Source organism: Litorivivens lipolytica (genome assembly GCF_014191715.1).
In the GTDB taxonomy this organism is placed as follows: Bacteria; Pseudomonadota; Gammaproteobacteria; order Pseudomonadales; family Spongiibacteraceae; genus Litorivivens; species Litorivivens lipolytica.
Map to the genome: position 1 here is coordinate 429,931 of NZ_JACHWY010000002.1, position 20,238 is coordinate 450,168.

At 53.5% G+C, this 20,238-nt stretch carries 14 protein-coding genes; all 14 read left to right on the forward strand.

The annotated features are described in order from the left end of the window. Positions 1–101 precede the first annotated feature (101 nt). The 14 genes from FHR99_RS10360 (at position 102) to FHR99_RS10425 (ending at position 20,233) form a co-directional block, all read left to right on the forward strand. A complete protein-coding gene (locus tag FHR99_RS10360; protein WP_183410580.1) occupies positions 102–1,193 on the forward strand; it encodes a sugar transferase in 1,092 nt (363 codons plus the stop codon). Positions 1,194–1,208: 15 nt separating this feature from the next. Next, positions 1,209–2,558, forward strand: coding sequence for a nucleotide sugar dehydrogenase (locus FHR99_RS10365; protein ID WP_183410581.1), 1,350 nt, complete (start codon positions 1,209–1,211; stop codon positions 2,556–2,558). A 47-nt stretch (positions 2,559–2,605) separates the two neighbouring features. Further along, positions 2,606–3,862, forward strand: coding sequence for an O-antigen ligase family protein (locus FHR99_RS10370; RefSeq protein ID WP_183410582.1), 1,257 nt, complete (start codon positions 2,606–2,608; stop codon positions 3,860–3,862). Continuing rightward, the gene (locus FHR99_RS10375; RefSeq protein WP_183410583.1) at positions 3,855–5,057 is read left to right on the forward strand and encodes a glycosyltransferase family 4 protein; all 1,203 of its coding nucleotides are present in this window, start codon (positions 3,855–3,857) and stop codon (positions 5,055–5,057) included. Before FHR99_RS10370 ends, FHR99_RS10375 begins: the two co-directional genes overlap by 8 nt. Positions 5,058–5,067: 10 nt before the next feature. Next, positions 5,068–6,270 (forward strand): GNAT family N-acetyltransferase, encoded by a 1,203-nt coding sequence (locus FHR99_RS10380; protein ID WP_183410584.1) that lies wholly within the window; start codon positions 5,068–5,070, stop codon positions 6,268–6,270. Between the two features lie 50 nt (positions 6,271–6,320). Continuing rightward, entirely contained in the window at positions 6,321–7,433 is a 1,113-nt protein-coding gene (locus tag FHR99_RS10385; RefSeq protein ID WP_183410585.1) for a GNAT family N-acetyltransferase, read from the forward strand. Next, a complete protein-coding gene (locus FHR99_RS10390) occupies positions 7,433–8,551 on the forward strand; it encodes a polysaccharide deacetylase family protein (protein ID WP_183410586.1) in 1,119 nt (372 codons plus the stop codon). The genes FHR99_RS10385 and FHR99_RS10390 overlap by 1 nt, the downstream gene beginning before the upstream one ends. Positions 8,552–8,665: 114 nt before the next feature. Beyond that, positions 8,666–10,189 (forward strand): oligosaccharide flippase family protein, encoded by a 1,524-nt coding sequence (locus tag FHR99_RS10395; RefSeq protein WP_183410587.1) that lies wholly within the window; start codon positions 8,666–8,668, stop codon positions 10,187–10,189. A gap of 39 nt (positions 10,190–10,228) precedes the next feature. After that, complete coding sequence (gene asnB, locus FHR99_RS10400) at positions 10,229–12,169, forward strand: asparagine synthase (glutamine-hydrolyzing) (RefSeq protein WP_183410588.1); 1,941 nt, start codon at positions 10,229–10,231, stop codon at positions 12,167–12,169. A 2-nt stretch (positions 12,170–12,171) separates the two neighbouring features. Next, positions 12,172–13,353, forward strand: coding sequence for a glycosyltransferase family 4 protein (locus FHR99_RS10405; protein WP_183410589.1), 1,182 nt, complete (start codon positions 12,172–12,174; stop codon positions 13,351–13,353). Further along, the gene (locus FHR99_RS10410; protein WP_183410590.1) at positions 13,331–15,496 is read left to right on the forward strand and encodes an alginate lyase family protein; all 2,166 of its coding nucleotides are present in this window, start codon (positions 13,331–13,333) and stop codon (positions 15,494–15,496) included. Before FHR99_RS10405 ends, FHR99_RS10410 begins: the two co-directional genes overlap by 23 nt. 54 nt (positions 15,497–15,550) lie before the next feature. Continuing rightward, positions 15,551–17,515 (forward strand): asparagine synthase (glutamine-hydrolyzing), encoded by a 1,965-nt coding sequence (gene asnB / locus FHR99_RS10415; RefSeq protein WP_183410591.1) that lies wholly within the window; start codon positions 15,551–15,553, stop codon positions 17,513–17,515. Further along, positions 17,512–18,867 carry a glycosyltransferase family 4 protein gene (locus tag FHR99_RS10420; RefSeq protein ID WP_183410592.1) on the forward strand — a complete coding sequence of 452 codons (1,356 nt, stop codon included), beginning with the start codon at positions 17,512–17,514 and terminating at the stop codon, positions 18,865–18,867. Before asnB (FHR99_RS10415) ends, FHR99_RS10420 begins: the two co-directional genes overlap by 4 nt. A gap of 64 nt (positions 18,868–18,931) precedes the next feature. After that, the gene (locus FHR99_RS10425) at positions 18,932–20,233 is read left to right on the forward strand and encodes a nucleotide sugar dehydrogenase (protein ID WP_183410593.1); all 1,302 of its coding nucleotides are present in this window, start codon (positions 18,932–18,934) and stop codon (positions 20,231–20,233) included. Positions 20,234–20,238 lie beyond the last annotated feature (5 nt).

The following is a 20,238-nucleotide window of genomic DNA, read 5'->3' on the forward strand; positions in this document are numbered from 1 at the left end:
CGCCCAATGATCAAGCCTCAGATTTACTGTAACGGATACCAATAGTTATGCTTTCACGTCGACCAGCCCGGCGTACCCTGTTGATTGGTTCGGGCTCATTAATGGAAAGGCTGCTCACCGAAAGCAAAATTTTACAGGGTGAGCAGTATGCTATCACTGGCGCCGTGGCTAGCAAGCAAGGCGTAGCTGAATGGCAAGGCTTGCCAATCGTCGGCACGATATATGATCTCCCTGCTATCGCAAAGCAGCATACACCCGATGTAATAATTGTAGGTGACGTTTTGGATGTCGGGCGCGACGGGCATAAATCCCGCGAAAGGTTCAATCATTTCCTGCTTGAAGCAAAACTGTTTCACAATGTCCACATAGAATCGGTGGCGAGTGTCTATGAGCGTCTGACCGGAAAACTCCCGATCGAAGCCTATGCACCCGAGGACATTCTGAGGGGGCCTGACTACCACGATCACCACATCTCCGATTTCATCGAACGCCTAGTGAGCAGCGTAGCCTCCGGTCTTGCACTGCTGCTGCTGTTTCCGTTTCTACTGATACTCGGTGTTCTGGTCAGACTGGACTCCGATGGCCCTGCGCTCTTCGTACAGGAAAGAGTAGGGCTAAATGGCAGGCGTTTTAAACTTTTCAAGTTCAGGACCATGAGGCCGTCAATCGCTGAACATACCGAATGGGCCCGCGACAATTGCGAACGTATCACGGCCCTTGGAGGATGGCTAAGACGTTTTCGGCTGGATGAGCTTCCACAGTTCATCAATGTTCTGCGGGGCGATATGAACCTGGTTGGCCCTCGCCCACACCCGGCATCAAACTTTGAACTGTTCGCGCTTACATCGAGAAATACGCCGGAGTCCGGAAGCGAAATACCTTTCTACCAGCTTCGCTGCTCAGTCAGGCCGGGTATCACCGGCTGGGCGCAGGTCCGGTACCGCTACGCCAACAACCTCGACGAAGAAATAGAAAAGCTGCGCTACGACCTCTACTACATCCGTCACCGCTCGGTGTACTTAAACATTCGGATACTGTTTGCCACCATCGCTACCATCATCAAAGGACATGGTGTCGCAGGCAAACCAGTTGCTACGCCATCCTACAAAAGCAACAGCAACGATAACGGTTTCGCCGCTCATTCTGAATCTGGCACAAACAACACTGACTCGACCTCCAAGGCAGTTTCCTAACAAAGGATCTTTGTCATGAACGAAATCGCACAAACATCGCCGCTCACTGGCGAATTCACCTACGTTGACTTGCTCGAAAAAATCCAACTAAAAGAAGCAGCTGTCTCTGTGGTCGGACAGGGCTACGTTGGTCTTCCGCTCGCTGTGGCATTTGCACAATCCGGATTCCAGGTTAACGGGCTCGATATCGACGCTGAACGCGTGAGCCGTCTCCGGCAGTGCGACGCGAACAGCCCTGACATCGAAGATAGTGAACTGGCGCGGCTGAGTACCTCCGGGCACTATAAGCCCTCCGGGGATTTTTCCCTTCTGTGCGAAAGCGACGTAATCTTAATCTGTGTACCAACACCGCTAAGAAAGTCCAAAGACCCGGATATATCCTACGTCATCGACGTCGCAGAAACCCTTGCGATAACTCTGTCTCCCGGAAAATTGATCATTCTGGAATCGACAACCTACCCTGGCACAACGGAGGAGGTACTGCTGCCACTGTTCGAAGACAAGGGGCTGGTGTGCGGCAGGGACTTCTTTCTGGCGTTCTCACCGGAAAGGATAGATCCGGGTAACAAGCAGTACAGTGTAAGCGAAATACCCAAGGTTACGGGTGGTGTAACCAAACAGTGTACAACTTTGGCTGCAGCCCTCTACCGGCAGATTGTCGACCATGTCGTAGAGGTATCATCACCCAAGGTAGCGGAATTAGCGAAGCTCTATGAGAACGTATTCCGAAGTGTAAATATTGCTCTCGCCAATGAGTTTTCAATCATGTGCCGGGAGCTCAACATCTGCTCTCGGGAGGTAATTGATGCGGCCGCCAGCAAGCCCTTTGGCTTCATGCCCTTCTATCCCGGTCCCGGCATCGGCGGGCATTGCATTCCAGTCGACCCGGCTTATCTTGCTTGGAAAATGCGCTTCAGCAACTACCAGGCCAGGTTTATCCCACTGGCAGAGGAAATCAATCAATCCATGCCGGGGCACGTCGTAAAGCTTGTCAACGAGTCCCTGAACAGGCGCAAGCGCTGCGTAAACGGTGCCCGCATACTCGCTCTGGGCGTCGCTTACAAAGCAGGTGTCGGCGATATACGCGAATCCCCTGCACTGGGAATACTCAATACACTGATTTGTAGCGGCGCCGAAATTTCGTATATCGACCCCTATGTGCCCTCTATTGATATTGCCGGAATCCATTTTTTGTCGTCGAATCTCACTAGCGATCTGCTGGAGAAAACCGATTGCATACTCATACTCACTGACCATCCGAGCTTCGACTACACGACAATACTGGATTCCGGAAAGCTGGTGGTTGATACCCGCGATGCAACCTGGGGCTATCGGGCAGATGCTGGGCAGGTGGTGCGTTTGTGACTGCTTTACCACAGACACCATGGTGGCGGGACGATGCCCCAGAGGTTTTGGACAAGACACTGGTGGCCTGCAATCTCCGTTCAGCGCCGGGATCGCCAGTGGCCTTCTGGGCGCTTATCGCGTTTGCCTTTGTGCTGCTGCTTGCACCGCAAAACTATATCCCGGCGCTGGCGCCCCTGCGCATCGCGCTGCTGGCTGCGGCCGTTTCCATCGCCGCTCATATACTAAACCGACTTAAGGCCAAACGCCCCATCATTGAACTGGAACCCGCGATTGTTACGCTGTTCTACTTTCTTTGCTGGACAATTCTGACAATCCCGTTCTCCCAATGGCCCGGCGGTAGTGTCGCCTTCCTGATGGAGCTCTACCTAAAGACGGTGATCGTCTTTATCCTGCTAACTCAGGTACTCGATACGCCGGATCGACTTATGCGCCTGACCTCCGCTCTAGTCCTTATGGCTATTCCAATGGCAGGCACCACGGTGTCTAACTTTATGGCAGGTGCTTACGCGGTCGACGGCAATCGTGTGGCGGGTTACTTAGCAGGCCTTACCGAAAATCCGAACGACATGGCACTGATGCTGAATCTGCTTTTGCCGCTGGCAATTGCACTCGCAATAGACGCTGACAAAAGGCTGCCGAAGCTAATTTACTTTGCGGTTTCGGTGCTTATCGTACTCGGTGTTATCTCAACTTTCTCTAGAGGAGGCTTTCTTACCCTCATCACGATCGGCCTGTGCTATGGCTGGTCCATGAAGAAATACCTGAGTCAGTTTTTGCTGCCGGTAATCGTCATTTTCGGCATCGGCGGAGCTTCGCTACTACCCGATGACTATATAAACCGCATTTCGACGATTACCAGTATTGAAAGCGACGAAACAGGTTCCGCGCAGGTTAGGCTGCACGATATGAAGAGCGCGATGAAGCACGCCATTACCCACCCCTTGATAGGATCGGGTGTCGGCATGAACGAGCTGACCATGAATGACATCAGAGGAGAAACCTGGACAGAAATCCACAACGTCTACTTGCAGATTTTGCTGGAGCTCGGTGCGCCGGGTCTGATCCTTTACCTTATGTTGCTCAAGAGAGCCTTCGGCGCCACACGATGCGCCACTACGGAGGGTCAACCGCACCCGCTGGCGCCACTTAAGCGGGGCTTGCGCATCAGCCTGATCGCATTCTGTGTCGCCGCGCTATTTCATCCGGTTGCCTACCACTTCTACTTCTACATAATCGCCGGAATAGCATTCGCCGCAGGACGAATTTCGACAACCGCCGCTTTCGGTGCCGACAATGTTTGACACTGCGTCTCGCGGAATCTACACCCGGAAGGTACTCAAAGTCTTGCCCAACTACTGCAAGGGCGGTACCGAAGGACAAGTGCTCAATCTGATCGCCAATCTGGACAATCAGTTGTTTGATATCAGTTCAGCTTGTTTTAGCCGAAGCGGAAATATACTGAGTGAGTTTGAGAGTCTCGTTAGCAGTATAACGGAGTACCCGATTAACAAGCTCTACCACCCTTTAACACTGCTGAAGCAGCTTCATTTCGCCGCGGATATTCGTAAACAGCAGTATCAAATTGTGCATAGCTACAACTTCTACGCTAACTGTTTCTCTATCCCGGCGGCCAAGCTGGCAGGCGTACCCGTTGTCATTGCATCAATCCGCGATCAGGGGGTCTACCTCAGCCCGGCCAAAAAACGCGTGCAGAAGGTGATATGTAATCTCGCCGATCGGATACTCGTAAATGCGGATTCAATTCGAAGCTGGCTGCTGGAAGAAGGCTATAGCGAGCCCAAAATCACGGTGATCAAAAACGGCATCGATCTGTCGCTCTACGATTCAAATATGGCTAATCAGAGCATACGAGAAGAGTTCTCAATTCCGCAGGACGCCCCGCTCATCGTCATGCTCGCGCGCCTTAACCCTCAGAAAGGCTTTGACGACCTTATTGCCGCCGCGGAAAAGCTCAAGCAACGTCATCCGACGGCGTGTTATATGATCGTCGGTGCAAACAAGATATTAATTGGCGATCAGTACGTCGATGACCAGACCTATCTGAATCAGCTTAAGTCAATGACCGCTAAAGCGGGCGTAGATCACGCCTTTATCTTTACCGGACATCGACAGGACACCGCAGCAATACTTGCGGCCGCAGATATATCGGTACTGCCATCGCACAGTGAGGGGTTGTCAAATTCAATTCTCGAATCTATGGCTGCCGGAACGCCAGTAGTTGCAACTCGCGTTGGAGGAACCCCTGAACTCATCCAGCATGGCGCAAATGGATTGCTGATACCGGTAAAATCGCCGGACTTACTTGCTCAAGCGCTCGATACCCTGATAACGGATTCTGCTCTCAGACAAGCACTAGGCGCAAAGGGCCGGTGTACCGCCGAGAGGGAATATTCCATCGAAAAGACCGCTCGCGATACCAGCGTACTGTATCTATCGGAGTTAGACAGGGCGTGCCCCTCGCTGGCTCGGCTCTAGACGATCACGTATGGTTAATAGCGCCTTCGAACTAGGACCGCACGCACCAATACCGGACGCTCGAGAGCTAACGAATCCTGTATTCTCGACCGAGCTGATCGACGGTAAGGCACTGCTGAAGCGCTATGCTTCCCAGTTACAAGAGCTCATCAGCAATGCAATAGAGCCTAATATTTGCTACGAGCCGTGGTTTATGGCATCAGCGATCAAGTATCTAGGTGAAGAAAGCTGCCCCGTGTTTATCGCCATTTCGATAACCTCCCCAGAAAAAGACAATACGCTGCTGTGTGGACTAATTCCGATATGCTTCAAAAAGCGCTATCGTGGGGTTCCTGTCCGAACGATCACCCTGTGGCAGCACGACCACTGCTTTAATGCTACTCCTGTAATACATCTGGATTTCGCCAGACAATGCGCCGACCAAGTCCTGCGCTGGTTTAAACGTGATTGTTCGGCATCGGTCATGGCGTTTAATCTGATCTCCGCCAGGAACACTTTCATTGAAAGCTTTATCGATCATCTTTGCAGCTCGCCGTTGCGTAGCCGATGCTGGTACTACGATCGAGGCTGCGCCATTAAAGCCCGACAGCGAAACGCGTCCTGCATCAACCAATTATCGAAGAAGACACTCAGCGAAGATCGCCGTCGCTTAAAGCGTCTGTCGGAACTAGGCAAAACAAGCTGGACTCAGTATGAGAGCAATGACGATATAGAGCAGTGGATTGTGGAGTTCATTTTTCTTGAATCCTCGGGCTGGAAGGGAGAAAGCAATACGGCAATTGCCTCGTCCAGAAAGGACGATAACTTTTTCAGAGCGATCATGCACGCAGCCCATCGTGAAAATAGGTTGAGAATTCTTGCGCTAAGATTGGATGGTAAAGCGATCGCAATAATTATAGTGTTTGTTTCCCACCGGATCGCACATACCTATAAAGTCGCCTTCGACGAGGACTATCGACAGTGCGCACCGGGAGTGATGGCCAATATTGAGCTGCTTCGTCGAGCGGATAAGTGGGATGATATCGACTGCATTGACTCCTGTGCTGCGTACGACAGCAGCCTGACTCGGCGGCTTTATGTTGACCGCATTCCCTTGTGCAACATTGCTATCACTAAACCTTTCACAGTCGGCAGCCTGGTTGCTTTCGCAGCGCATGCAGTCACCAAAGCCAGACAACATCTCCAATCATTAAACCGGCGCCCGCAGCATTAGACCAGTCTTAGAACAAGAACCACTTTGCCCAGTACACCCCGGAGTACATCATGCTAAGCACTCGCATAATCGACAATCTTGATGAATTGAGAAGCATCCGACACGAATGGGCAGATCTATTAGCCGACAGCGCTTGTAACAACCTGTTTCTCAGTTGGGAGTGGATGCATACTTGGTGGATACACATGGCTGAAAATAGAGAACTCTACGTTATCCTCGTCCGTCTCGAGAACGAGCTTATCGGTATTGCGCCGTTAGCGGTGTCACCACCTAAATATTCACGACTAATGCCGTTTCTGCACTTGGAGTTCATCGCTTCGGGCAATATCGGCTCAGACTACCTTAGCTTTATCTTGCGTAATTCATACGAACAAACGGCAATGAAAGCCATAAGCCAACAAATTACCGCGAAAGGGTATATGGTGGAGCTCACCAGAGTAGAGGAAGCCAGCAGCTTCACAACTCAGTTGCCACAGCTTATCCAGATGAGTGGCGGAAGCAGTCACTCCTCGAGGACTAATATCTGCCCGTATATCGATATTCGGGATAAAACTTGGCAAGACTATTGTTCCGAGCTGAGCCGAACGCATCAGAAGTACTTCATGAGAAAGCTCAGAAAGCTGAAGAAAGACTTTTCTGTTGATTTTTTATCGACAACCACGGAAATGGATATGGCTGACGCCATGTCAGAGTTTTTCGACCTTCATTTGGATCATTGGCGAAATCGGGGAGAATTGACGGTGTTTAATGACCCACGCATCGTCGCGTTTCATCAGGATTTTTCCAGAATCGCCTCTGACGCTGGCTGGCTCAGACTGTTCCGCCTCAGGCTGGACGGTGTAACCGCTGCTTGCGTCTATCAGTTTCGCTATCTCGACTCCTACTACTATTTCCAGTCAGCGCTGAACGACAGCTATACCAAGTATAGCGTTGGTATGCTGACCTTGGGTTTGTCAATACAGCAGGCGATTAGCGAAGGCGTGCACACCTTTGACCTCCTGCACGATAACGAAGAATACAAGTACCTCTGGACTGACAAGGAACGTTTCCTGGCGCGGCTGGAGGTTTACCCGGCCTCTTTCTATGGCACGGTTTGCCGAAATCTGGTGAAGCTAAAGCACTTTATCCGGCCACCTGCCATAGCTTACAGGAGGGCTGCCTAGTGACCAGAAAACCCGGCAACACCAGACCACGTATCCGACGCGCCGCCAAGTCAGGGTGCGCCGCAGCACTGCACTTGACGGGAGTCGATCAGCTGATTGGAAAGACGCTCGGGATGAACAACATGCCTCTAGTGCTGGGCTACCACCGAGTGGTGACCGACTTTGACTCAGCCGCACAGGCTTCGATCGAGCCAAATCTTATCAGTGTTGAAACGCTGAAACACCAGCTTGAGTACTTCGCACAAGACTATACCTTTGTATCACTGGACGAGCTGGTGGCATCTCTGTATCAAGGCAGCCGTGAGGGTAACAAGCTCGCCGCGGTAACCTTCGACGACGGTTACGCTGACGTCTACCACAATGCCTATCCCTTGCTTCGTGACATGAATATACCCTTCACGGTGTTCGTCGTTAGCAATCTTATCGGAACTGACCAGCTACTACCTCACGACCATCTCTACCTCCTTGTATCCGAGGCGATCAATACCAGCAGAGTTGACGTCTTCCGTGCGATAGGCGAGCTTCAGGACGCCACTTGTCAGATCGCCAAGGAACTGGAGAACGAGCTCTATGCCTCTTCTGATGCTTTTGATGCAACCCGTCGTATTCTTGATTCACTGAATCTTGAGGGCATAAAGACACTGATCAACCGTATGGAATCCCGACTTTGCCTGCCCGAGGACAGGAAACAAGCATTTCGGGGCCTCAGCCCGGACATGTTGTCGGAGATGCTTGGCGCGGGTGTAACGGTTGGTTCGCATACGGTATCTCACGCCGTACTTGCAAACGAGACAGCGGACAACGTTCGGGCAGAAGTCGTTCGATCTAAACACTATCTTCAGAATTGTCTGAACACAGAGATTAAGCATTTTGCTTACCCCGATGGCAGTTTCAATGCGCTGGTGATTGCTGAAGTAGCCCGCGCAGGATACACCTCAGCTGTAACCACCTGTACACACCAGGATCGGGCACGCCCCGAGCTCACGATCCCGCGCCACCTGCTTTGGGAAAAATCCAGCATAAACGGGTTTAACAATCTTTCGACCGCCGTGCTGTCCTGCCAGGCAAACGGCATTTTCGATCCGGCCACCAAATGCTCGCGGATGCACTTCGCCTAGTGGGTTCGTTCTGAGTCTACACCACCGTAACCATGACGCTAAAAAAATCCTTATTTGCCTTTCGAGCTTCGGATAGTCCTGTCGGTGATTCTAAAATTGCAGGTGCGCTCGGGCGTGGCTGAATCCGCTGCGGCGCCCGCTGGCCTGCCCCAGCAGGAGGCCATATTTCGTCCGGCGCTGATACTCATGGCCGGTAGATTGTTTGGCTTTCTGGCGGCTTTTGCCATACCCATGGTTCTGGCGAGGCTCTTCGAGCCCGCCGAGTTTGGCACCTACAAGCAGATCTTCCTTATCTTTGGGACTCTGTTCGTTGTCGCTCAGGCTGGCATGGCGGAAAGCCTCTACTACTTTCTGCCATCCGATTGCGAGCGAGCGGGGACCTACATTTGTAACACACTGCTTGTGCTCGCGACGCTGGGCGTGCTGTCGCTGGTGGGCTTGAGTCTCTACACCAATGAACTAGCTCGACTCCTGAATAATCCCGAGCTAGGCAGTTATATTCCATTGGTCGGACTCTACCTTCTGTTTATGCTAGTTGCAGTGGTTCTGGAAATCGTGATGACCGTACGCAAGCAACACCTGTACGCGTCATCAGCCTACGGTATATCAGATCTATCGCGGGCGCTGTGTTACATACTACCGGTTTTGCTGATCGCCGACCTGAAAGCGTTGATGATTGGCGCGATCGCCTTCGCGCTGGCGCGTCTGGCGGCAACCATCCTTTATGTGACACGCGAATACCGTACCAGCCTACATGCTGACCCCGGGGTACTGGGTATCCATCTGGCCTATGCCATCCCGTTTGGCGCGGCAGCACTAATCGAGGTCATTCAGGTCAATTACCACTTGTATGCAGTGTCCTACTACTTCAACGCGGCTACCTTTGCCATCTACGCAGTAGGCTGTCTGCAGATACCCATCTCCGATTTTCTGATGACCTCTACCTGCAATGTGATGATGATCAACATGCAGGAGAAAATTAAATCAGGCGCCTACCGCGAGGTGGTTTCCATTTGGCTGGATAGTATCCGCAAGCTCGCGCTCATATTCTTTCCCATGGTCGCTATGCTGATGATGTTGGCAGAACCCTTAATTGTCTTTCTGTTCACCGATACCTATCTGGAGAGCGTTCCCATTTTCATGGTGTGTACCTTATCGATGCTGCTCGCTACATTTCTGACCGATGGTGCACTCAGAGTTTTCGGACAGACCCATTTCCTTATTCTGCAGAATATTGTACGGCTGGCGATTGTCGTAATGTTTATGCCGTGGTTTCTCGAACACTACCACTTGGTTGGGGCGATCACGGTAACGCTACTCGCGACGCTGGTATCGAAAGCACTGGCGCTCTACCGGATAAAGCAAGTTCTGGGCGTTGGCCTTGAGGAGCTTTTACCCTGGCGCGCGATTGTTATGACGCTATCGATGGCGGCCCTTGCGCTAATTCCGGCGGTGATGGTTATCACTGCAATAGAGGCCACCGGCTTCTGGAAACTGTCAGTCGGTGCCATCGTCTATCTGGCTGGTTACCACCGCCTGGTCATGATGATCGGCCCGATGGCCGACGACGAGAAGGCAATGCTTTCCCGGTATTTAAATCGGCCAATTAATTGTCTTAGAAGCCGGATCAGCGCCTGAACTTTTCGTCATCACAACCTTATAAAACGGAGACAACCTATGTGCGGGATCGCAGGTATTTTCGGAACCTCGGGGCAACGGGTAGAGCCCGTTGATGTCGTCGCCATGTGTGACGCACTGCGAAGCCGTGGCCCGGATGATGACGGTTACTATATCAACAATGATATTGGGTTAGGCATGCGCCGACTGAGCATTATAGATCTTGAGACCGGCAACCAGCCGATTTTTAATGAGGATAGATCCATCGTCGTAGTGCTCAATGGTGAAATCTACAACTACCGCTCGCTCAAACAGTCCCTGATTAAAAAAAAGCATTCCTTTTACACCGAGTCGGACACGGAGGTTATCGTTCACCTCTACGAAGAGTACGGTGACCAATGCGTCCATCAACTACGCGGGATGTTCGCTTTTGCACTGTGGGACAATAATCGTAGGAAACTCTTGCTTGCCAGAGACCGACTCGGAATCAAACCGCTGTTTTACGGTCATTTTCACGGCCATTTTGTGTTTGGCTCAGAACTGAAATCTATACTGCAGTTACCTTGGGTGGAGCGGCAACTCGACTGGAATGCTGTAGCCCATCTGTTTACTTTTCTAACAACCCCGAGAGCTCAAAGTATCTTGTCTGGCATTAACAAGCTGGAAGCAGGTCACATGCTTACGGTCGAATCTAATCGATTGCCCGTGGTCACACGCTACTGGGACGTCGAATTCGAGCCGGATTACGACCGCTCAGAGGACAGTTTTGTTGAGGAATTGCGTGCCAGACTCGAAGAGTCGGTCAGATTGCGATTGATCTGCGATGTACCTTTCGGCGCTTTTCTGAGTGGTGGAATAGATTCCAGTTCGGTTGTTGCGACAATGGCCAGACAATGTTCTCAGCCGATTAAAACCTTCAGCGTCGGTTTTTCGGAACAGGCCTTTAATGAGTTGGCCCATGCCCGGAAGGTGGCCGAAGCTTTTGGTACTGATCATCACGAACTGATACTCGAGCCCGATGTTATTAACGTTCTCGATGATATCGTGTGGGATCTCGATGAACCCTTTGGTGATTCCTCGGCAATACCGACCTACATGGTATCCAAACTCGCATCGCAACACGTCAAAGTTGTTCAGTCCGGCGACGGTGGCGATGAGCTCTTTGCAGGCTATGACCGTTACTGTGTCGAGCAGCGAGAGCGCCGCTACCGCTATATACCCGGCATGGTCCGATCGCTGATGGGCGTAGTGGGCGCCCAGCTCTCGGAAGGCACCCGAGGTCGAAATTTTCTCAAGCATATCGCGCTCAATGGGCCTGATCGCTATCTCGACGCTGGCACTCTGTTTGCCAAAGATTCTCAACACTCACTGTTTCATCACTCGGCGGCCGAGGCCGTACTGCAAGCCGATCCGTGGAAGGATATGCTGGAATCCCTGCCGGATGACGAGGTGCACTGGCTGTCGGCCCTGCAGTACCTCGACATAAAAAACTATCTCTCTCTCGACATCCTTACCAAGGTCGACCGCATGAGTATGGCAAACTCCCTCGAAGTCAGAGTTCCCCTGCTCGACCACAAATTTGTCGAATTTGCGGCAACCATCCCCCCCGAATTCCGTCTCCACAAAGGCAATACCAAGCATATTTTTAAACGAGCGATGCGGGGAATTCTTCCGGAAGATATTATCGACAGGCCCAAGCAGGGTTTTGCGATTCCGCTGGGCGAATGGTTCCGGCGCGATTTAAGTAGCTTTGTAAGAGACCTGCTGCTGTCGCATACCAGCCAATCCCGTAACATTTTTAACGCCGACTACATCGAAAGGCTACTGTCTATGCACGGCCAAGGCCGCCCGCTCGATCAGCAGTTGTGGACGCTGATCTCGTTTGAGCTTTGGTGTCGTAGATTTCTGGATTCGCCGCTCTTTCCAGCGGTCGACCACAAGCCGCTCAGACGTAACTGGCAGTCGAAAATCCATAAATCGGCAATGCCCCGGGTTCACTAGCCATGCCGACTGTTCACAGCGCCGAAACGCGTAACCTAACCGTAAATCAGGGTGTAGAGATTGATCGCGTCGCCATTGTTGCGCCGAATCTGGATATACTTGGAGGGCAGGGCGTGCAGGCATTCAGTCTCGCAGAAGCCCTGGCCAAAGACGGAATACAGGTGGATTTTGTCGCGGTAAATCCGCGATTTCCCAAAGGGCTGCGCTGGGTTCGGCGAATTCCGCTGCTGCGAACTTTGCTCAACCAGATTTTCTATACCGCAAGCCTTTTGCGACTCCGCGACGCCGATGTGGTTCATATTTTCTCCGCGTCGTACTGGTCTTTCATGCTGGCACCCCTACCGGCGCTGATAGCAGCGAAACTGTTTTCCAAGCCTTCGGTTCTGAACTACCACAGCGGTGAAGCGGATGACCATCTTCGAAATTGGGGCTATCGCGTCCACCCTTGGCTTCGTCTGGCTGATCGCATCGTGGTGCCGTCGGTGTATCTGCAGCAGACTTTTCGCCGATACGGCTATCACGCCGATGTCGTTTGCAACGTGATCGATTTAGATGCGTTCACTTATCGACAGCGCGTCTCGATAAAGCCCAGGCTTTTGTCGAACCGAAATCTGGAAAGCCACTACGGTGTCGACAAGATACTCAAAGCCTTCGCTATCCTGAAGCGAAGTTACCCGCAAGCAACGCTGACCGTCGCCGGTTATGGCAGTCAGGAAAAATCGCTGCGCCAGTGGGTAGCCGCTGAGGGCATCTCGGACATTCAGTTTGTCGGACGAATCGAGCCTGAGCTCATGCCCGCGCTATACAATCGGTCAGATATCTTCATCAATGCCTCCAGCATCGATAACCAGCCGATATCCATTTTGGAGGCCTTCGCCTCCGGACTTACGGTCATTTCCACTCCTATCGGTGACATTCCTAACATGATGGGTGAGGGCGAGCGGGGACTCCTTCTGGAAAATGGAGATCCCTCGTCTATCGCCGACGCAGTGCGCACTCTGCTGGAATGTCCCTCACAGGGACAGGAACTGGCCCGCCGCGCCCGAGCTGATGTGGAGCGCTACACCTGGGCGCAGGTTAGGGATTGCTGGATAAACGCCTACCATTCGGCGGCGGCTGCTCATCGCCCGGACAACGCGATAAACCGCAAGGCTAAGTTCGATGAAACTACAACGCATTCTTAAAATGAGCCACTCAGAACTGGCGTTCCGCAGCCGCCAGCGCGCCATTATTGTGGCAGAGCGGCTTAAGCAGCCTCCCTGTTGGGGGCTGGATGCCGCACACTGCAGCTTTGATAGTCGCCACTGCGACACGATTTTGCGGGACGTGGTGGCACGAGTCCATAGCGGCCATGGTAATCTCGCCAAAGCGGAGTTACAAAACCGTCTAGCCCAGTCAATGGCTTTGCGCTTCTTCACAAGCCTCAAGGATGAGCAAAGCAGGAGCCGTATGGTTAATCACTTAGCCGCAGACCTGAGCGGCCATAACCGCGAATTGATAGCGCGCGCCAATGCAATATGCCGGGGAGAATTCGACCTGCTAGGTTATGCGGCGCTGTCATTTGGCGAGCCGATTGACTGGCATCTCGATCCGGTCGCAATGCGCAAATCGCCTCTCGTTCACTGGAGCCGGATCGACCCACTATCCTATGAACAGGTAGGCGACAGCAAAGTGGTCTGGGAACTTAACCGTCATCAGTGGATCCTCGATCTGGGCCAAGCTTATCTGGTCACCGGTGACACCCGCTACGCGGAGCAATTCTCTGAACTGATAGAAAGCTGGATCAAGGCTAACCCGCCCTGTTATGGCATCAACTGGTGCAGCGCGCTGGAAGCCTCCATGCGAATTATTTCCTGGTGCTGGGGACTTCAGCTATTTCGCGGAGCCGAGGCGCTGACAGCCGAGCTTTTCTATACCATGCTTGGTTTGATTCAGCGTCAGGCACGCTATATAGAACGCAATTACTCGCGCTATTTCTCACCCAACACCCATCTAACTGTCGAGGCACTGGGTCTTTTCTACGTTGGCACACTGCTACCGGAACTAGAGGGCGCTGATCGCTGGCGATCACTGGGACGGGAGACGCTCCTAGATCAGCTCACAACACAGGTGCACCCTGACGGTGGCTATTTTGAGCAGTCGACGCGCTATCAATACTATACGGTTGAGATCTATCTGCACTTCCTTATCCTCGCGAGAATCAATCAGGGGGAGTTGCCTGGTCTTGTAGAAAACAAGCTGAGAGACATGGTCAGCTTTTTACTGCAGTTGCGCCGTCCCGACGGTACATTGCCACAAATCGGCGATACGGACGGAGGCTGTCTGCTGCCCCTCGTTCGGCGGCACAGCGGCGATTATCGCGGGCTCTTCTCCACAGCATCGGTTCTGTTTCGCAACCGCTCATTTTCATGGGCTGCGGGCGAGCTCGCGCCGGAGGCTCTCTGGCTGCTGGGCGACGATGCGCAGGCGCCTCGCCCGCAACCACCAGCGCCGAGTCCTTTACATTGCTTCAAGGACAGTGGCTACGCGGTTATGCGCAACAGCTGGGATTGCAAAGCACACCAGATGATTGTCGATTTCGGGCCACTCGGCTGCCCGGTGAGCAGCGGTCACGGCCACGCCGACCTGCTCAGCCTTCAATGCAGCTGTTGGGGCGAAAATTTTCTGGTCGATCCGGGTACCTACTGCTACACCGCCGACCCTGTCTGGCGCGATCATTTCCGCAGCAGTAACGCGCATAGCACCTTGATTATTGACGGCCAGAACCAGGCTATACCAAAAGCGGCCTTCTCCTGGCATAGCCGTCCTGAGGCGTGTCTGAATCAATGCCACGCCCTGCCTGAATACAGCATCGTCGATGCCAGCCATACGGCTTACGTAAATGCAGAGGCGCCCATAACGCACCGTCGCCGCGTCCTGTTTATTGAACAACGCTACTGGCTGGTGATAGATGATGTCATTGGGCTGGGCGAGCACGACATCGATCTTCGCTATCAGTTCGCGCCACTCTCCGTTGTGCAAACAGATAACTCCACCGTCTGCGCACAGGGCCTTAACAGTAAGTTACAACTGCGTGTTCTCGGCAGCTCCGAGACACACTGCGCCATCTTTACCGGCAGCGACTTCCCCCGGCTGGGCTGGTACTCGCAAAACTACGGGCAGCGAGTCCCCGCGCCGCTCGTCTCTTTCTCCTCCAACAGAAAACTGCCGCTGCGCCTGGCGACGCTGATCTACCCGTCGAATCCTGAGCCGCAGTTCTCGTTCGAGAAAGCAGTGCGTAAAGCAGAGACCCTGCTGGGCGGCTTGTCGCCAGTAGTGCAGAGCTAGGTCCTGGCTGCGGCAACTATCAGTTTTTACTGACCAAAAACCGGAAAGCAAACCATGTGCGGAATTAGCGGCATTGTCAGTTTTGATCCCAGCACCACGGTCGACGAGGGGCGTCTTCTGACCATGCGCGATAGCCTTATACATCGCGGGCCCGATGGCGCAGGCATCATGTGCCGCGGCCCTGTGGGTCTCGCTCATAGGCGTTTGTCGATCATCGATGTTGGTGGCGGGCATCAACCAATGGCTAACCCGACGCGGGACATGTGGATCACTTACAACGGGGAACTCTACAACTTTCGCGCGCTGCGAAAAGAACTGTCGGCGAGAGGCTGCACCTTCGCGACCCAATCTGACACCGAGGTTGTTCTTCGCGCCTATGAAATCTTTGGGCCGGAATGTGTCGTGCGCCTTGAAGGCATGTTCGCATTCGCCGTCTGGGACAGCCAAAAACAAACACTGTTTCTCGCGCGAGACCGGCTCGGAATCAAGCCGCTTTACTATTCCTTGTCAGACTCGGAGCTGGTCTTCGCATCAGAGATCAAAGCCATTCTGGCTGGTAGCTCCAGCCAACCAGCGTTGAATCGCGCCATACTACCCGAGTACTTCGCATCGCGTTATATCGCAGGCGAGGGCACATTCTTCGAGGGAATTAACAAGTTGCGTCCGGCCAGAACGTTGACTTGGTCGCTTGCTACCGGCGCTGTTGAACATCAGTACTGGCACCCACCGTCGGTTAACGCTACAGGCCATTTACGCTATGAGGATTACCAGCATGAGGTCCGCAAGGGTTTGGAAGAGGCCGTCGAAAGCCACCTGGTTAGCGATGTGCCGGTTGGGCTCTTCCTGTCCGGCGGTATCGACTCCACAATTCTGGCGGGCTTGATGGCGCCCAGAGTCAGCGGCCCCATAAAAACCTTCTCCATTGGTTTTGAGGATGCCTCTGCCAATGAGCTAGCTTACGCGCGGCTGGCGGCTGAAGCGGTGGAGGCAGAACACCGAGAGATAACGCTGTCGGCTGAGCAGTTCTTTGCCGAACTGCCCAGTCTGTTGTGGCACGAGGACGAACCGATTGCCTTCACCTCGAGTATTCCACTTCATATCGTGTCACGACTCGCCAGCAACCATGTCAAAGTGGTATTGACCGGCGAAGGTGCTGACGAACTCTTCCTGGGCTATGGACACCGATACCGGACGACGATCTGGAATTGCCGGCTCGGGAAATTCTACAAAGGTATAACGCCTGCGGCCTTGAGGGAGGCAATCGCCGGGAAAGTCGAAACCCTTCCCCGCGCTTTGCGCCGCTACGCCGAGCGTTCCTTTCTGGCGCTCGATTGCTCTGCAAAAGGGCTGTTCTTCGACAATTTTTCCGTCTATCGGCCCGAACACAGATCGCTGCTGTTCAGTGATAGCTGTATGGAACACGCCCGCGACATCTTTTCTCCACATCTCGCACATTACCGGGCTGCCGGAGACGATGTGCTGGCCTCCATGAGCCGCGCCGACGTACAAACCTACCTCGTCGAGCTGCTGATGAAACAGGATCAGATGAGTATGGCGGCTTCACTGGAAAGCAGAGTCCCCTTTCTCGATCATCGTTTGGTCGAAAAGGTACTGGCGATTCCCGGTCGCTACCGGCTACGGGGCGGAAAAACCAAGGCTTTGCTGCGCGATGCGGTAAGGGACATCGTACCCCAGGAGATTATGAATCGTAGAAAAATGGGCTTCCCTGTGCCGATCCGCGCATGGCTGCGCGATCGCTACCGCTGGATTGTCGAGGATTTGGTGCTTGGTGAGCGTGCGCTGTCACGCGATCAATTTAACGCTGATTACGTAAAAGCGCTCGCTTACCGCCACTTCAATGGCTCGGAAGACAACGCAGAGCGTTTGTGGATGCTTATCAACCTGGAAATCTGGCAGCGCATCTTTATCGATGGCGAGCCTGTTGAAAGCATCTACAGTCAACGCAGCCCTGCCGCATCGCCGCAGTCGGCAAGCACATCACAGTGGGTATCCGTATGACAGGCAATATGCGCAACCTCGACGATGGCAATTCAGCCACTAGCGCCAACCAAAACGCCGGCGACGAGTTGCACTCGAGCAGCCAAGCCAGGCTGAACATCCTGTGGTTGAAAGTCGGTGGACTGTGGCCACTGAATACCGGTGGTCGGCTGCGCAGCTTTTATCTGTTGCAGGCACTATCCCGGTGGCACAACGTCACGGTGGTTACTACCCATGGCCCCGCTGACGATCCTGAGGGTCTGAAAGCGCAGCTAGCCAACTGCCGGAAATTGCATTCTATTCCCTACTGCCCGGCAAAAAAGAACAGTGCCCGTTTTCTGTTCGCACTGGCTCGCTCGCTGCTATCAACACTGCCGGTAGATCTGTACAAAAACCGAATACCAGCAGTAAAAAAGATCGTTTCCCAGCTATTGGACAGTGATGCCTACGATATCTGCATTGCCGATTTTCTCGTGGCGATGCCCAATCTGCCACAGCAGCTGGATATCCCACTGCTGTTCTTCGAGCACAATGTGGAATACATGATCTGGCAACGGCTGGAAAAGGTTCAGTCCCGTGTTCTGACCCGCGTGCTGCTCGCTTTGGAATGGCGAAAAATGCGTCGTTATGAACTCCGGTGCTGCCGTAGAGCCGGCATGACGCTGGCGGTATCAAAGGATGATCAGGCCCTACTCAGCGAGGGCGCTCCGCAAGGCGACATCGTATCCATAGCGACTGGCGTGGATGTCGACTACTTCCAGCCGGACCGAACCGTGGTAGAGCTGCCCGCCGAGATTGTGTTCACCGGTTCAATGGATTGGCATCCCAATGAAGATGCCATGCTGTACTTTATTGATGCCATCTGGCCGCGCATTCTCCGCGAGGTACCGGAAGCCGCGACCACCATGGTTGGGCGCAACCCGAGTAGGAAACTGAGAGACGCGGCTGACGCGGTCGGTATTCGCCTCACCGGCACCGTAGTGGATGTCAGGCCCTACATCGCAAAAGCGGCGGTCTATGTGGTGCCCCTGCGAGTGGGCGGCGGCACGCGGCTGAAAATCTACGAAGCCCTAGCGATGGGCAAGGCGGTCGTCAGCACAACCATAGGCGCCGAAGGGCTCCCTCTGGTCGATGGCAATCACATCGCTATCGCCGATGATCCCGAAACCTTCGCCGCAACCACCGTCAACCTCATCCGCAATCAAGCCGCCCGCGAGAGCCTAGCCCTCAATGGTCGCGAACTGGTGGTTCAACAGTATTCATGGGAGCGGGTTGGAGCTGACTTCGAAGGCTATATCCGCGAATTGCTTGCTCGCGAGGCTTCTATTAGAAGAGGCCGCCGCGATTGTCCGGTGACAAGCGTCCCGCAATAAAAACTGTTCAACTTCCCCAGCCCAGCTCCCTGTGACAGTGCTCTATAACCAGGAGTCATACTCTATGAAACATTCAATAAGCGTTTTTGGTCTCGGCTACGTCGGTTGCGTCAGCGCGGCCTGCTTTGCACGGGCCGGACATTCTGTAATCGGCGTAGATATCAACGACGAAAAAGTACGCTTGATCAACGAGGAACACACTTCTCCCATCGTCGAACCCGGGTTGGCTGACCTCATCGGTGCCATGACCGAAGCGGGAAGGTTAAAGGCGACCACCTCATGCACAGAAGCCATCAGCCAGAGTTCGATTGCTTTTATCTGTGTGGGCACACCGGGAGACCGACACGGCAAGCTGGACCTGAACGGATTGTCCAATGTCTGCCGGGAAATCGGTGAAGCACTGCAAGGGCTGGAGCGCGAATTTACCGTGGTGGTTCGCAGTACCGTGCTCCCCGGTACTGTCGAAAACACCGCGAAGAGAGCTCTGTTTGCGGGCGCAGGGCAGGCGGCCCGGCGCTGGCTTCGGGTCGCGGTAAACCCAGAATTTATCCGCGAAGGCACAGCACTGAGCGATTTCTTCAAGCCGCCGTTCACACTGGTCGGTTGCGACGAGGAGCCAACGGCGAATTTGCTGGAAGACATCTATTCGATGGTGCCCGCGCCCATCATTCGCACACAAATACCCACAGCGGAAACGGTCAAGTATGTCTCCAATGTTTTTCACGCACTTAAGATATGCTTCGCTAACGAAATTGGCGATGTGTGTGCCGGGCTGGGTGTTGACGCTCAGGAAGTGATGCGGATATTTCGCCTCGATACCAAGCTGAATATCTCGGAAGCTTATCTCCGACCGGGATTCGCGTTCGGCGGTTCATGCCTGCCAAAGGACATCAAGGCACTGCTCTATGCCGCACATCACGCGGATGTAGCGCTACCCATGCTGGATGCCATTCTGCCGTCCAACAATGCCCAGATCAGCCGCGCGGTTGAAACCGTCATGGCGACCGGAAAGAAACAGATTGGTGTTTTCGGTCTCGCATTCAAGCCTGACACGGACGATCTCAGGGAAAGCCCGATGGTCACACTGGTAGAAACGCTGCTCGGGAAGGGCTGCGATATACGCATCCTCGACCGTAACGTCGCCATCGCCAAGCTAACCGGTGCCAATCGCCGCTATATCGTTGAAGAAATCCCTCATATTTCCACCCTGATGTGTGATTCGGTAAACGCATTGCTCGATCACGCAGACGTGGTGGTCGTGAGTGATGCAAGTGAATCGCTCGACCTGATTCGCTCCGACCAGATTGTGATCGACCTGACGCGGGGTGCAGTGGAAATACGCCCGGCCGTGAAGAAAGCAAGTTAGGTTAC

Coding starts and splice junctions, on each gene's coding strand:
- FHR99_RS10360 (WP_183410580.1), top strand. CDS start 102: ATGGAAAGGCTGCTCACCGAAAGCAAAATTTTACAGGGTGAGCAGTAT.
- FHR99_RS10365 (WP_183410581.1), top strand. CDS start 1,209: ATGAACGAAATCGCACAAACATCGCCGCTCACTGGCGAATTCACCTAC.
- FHR99_RS10375 (WP_183410583.1), top strand. CDS start 3,855: ATGTTTGACACTGCGTCTCGCGGAATCTACACCCGGAAGGTACTCAAA.
- FHR99_RS10380 (WP_183410584.1), top strand. CDS start 5,068: ATGGTTAATAGCGCCTTCGAACTAGGACCGCACGCACCAATACCGGAC.
- FHR99_RS10385 (WP_183410585.1), top strand. CDS start 6,321: ATGCTAAGCACTCGCATAATCGACAATCTTGATGAATTGAGAAGCATC.
- asnB (WP_183410588.1), top strand. CDS start 10,229: ATGTGCGGGATCGCAGGTATTTTCGGAACCTCGGGGCAACGGGTAGAG.
- FHR99_RS10405 (WP_183410589.1), top strand. CDS start 12,172: ATGCCGACTGTTCACAGCGCCGAAACGCGTAACCTAACCGTAAATCAG.
- FHR99_RS10410 (WP_183410590.1), top strand. CDS start 13,331: ATGAAACTACAACGCATTCTTAAAATGAGCCACTCAGAACTGGCGTTC.
- asnB (WP_183410591.1), top strand. CDS start 15,551: ATGTGCGGAATTAGCGGCATTGTCAGTTTTGATCCCAGCACCACGGTC.
- FHR99_RS10420 (WP_183410592.1), top strand. CDS start 17,512: ATGACAGGCAATATGCGCAACCTCGACGATGGCAATTCAGCCACTAGC.
- FHR99_RS10425 (WP_183410593.1), top strand. CDS start 18,932: ATGAAACATTCAATAAGCGTTTTTGGTCTCGGCTACGTCGGTTGCGTC.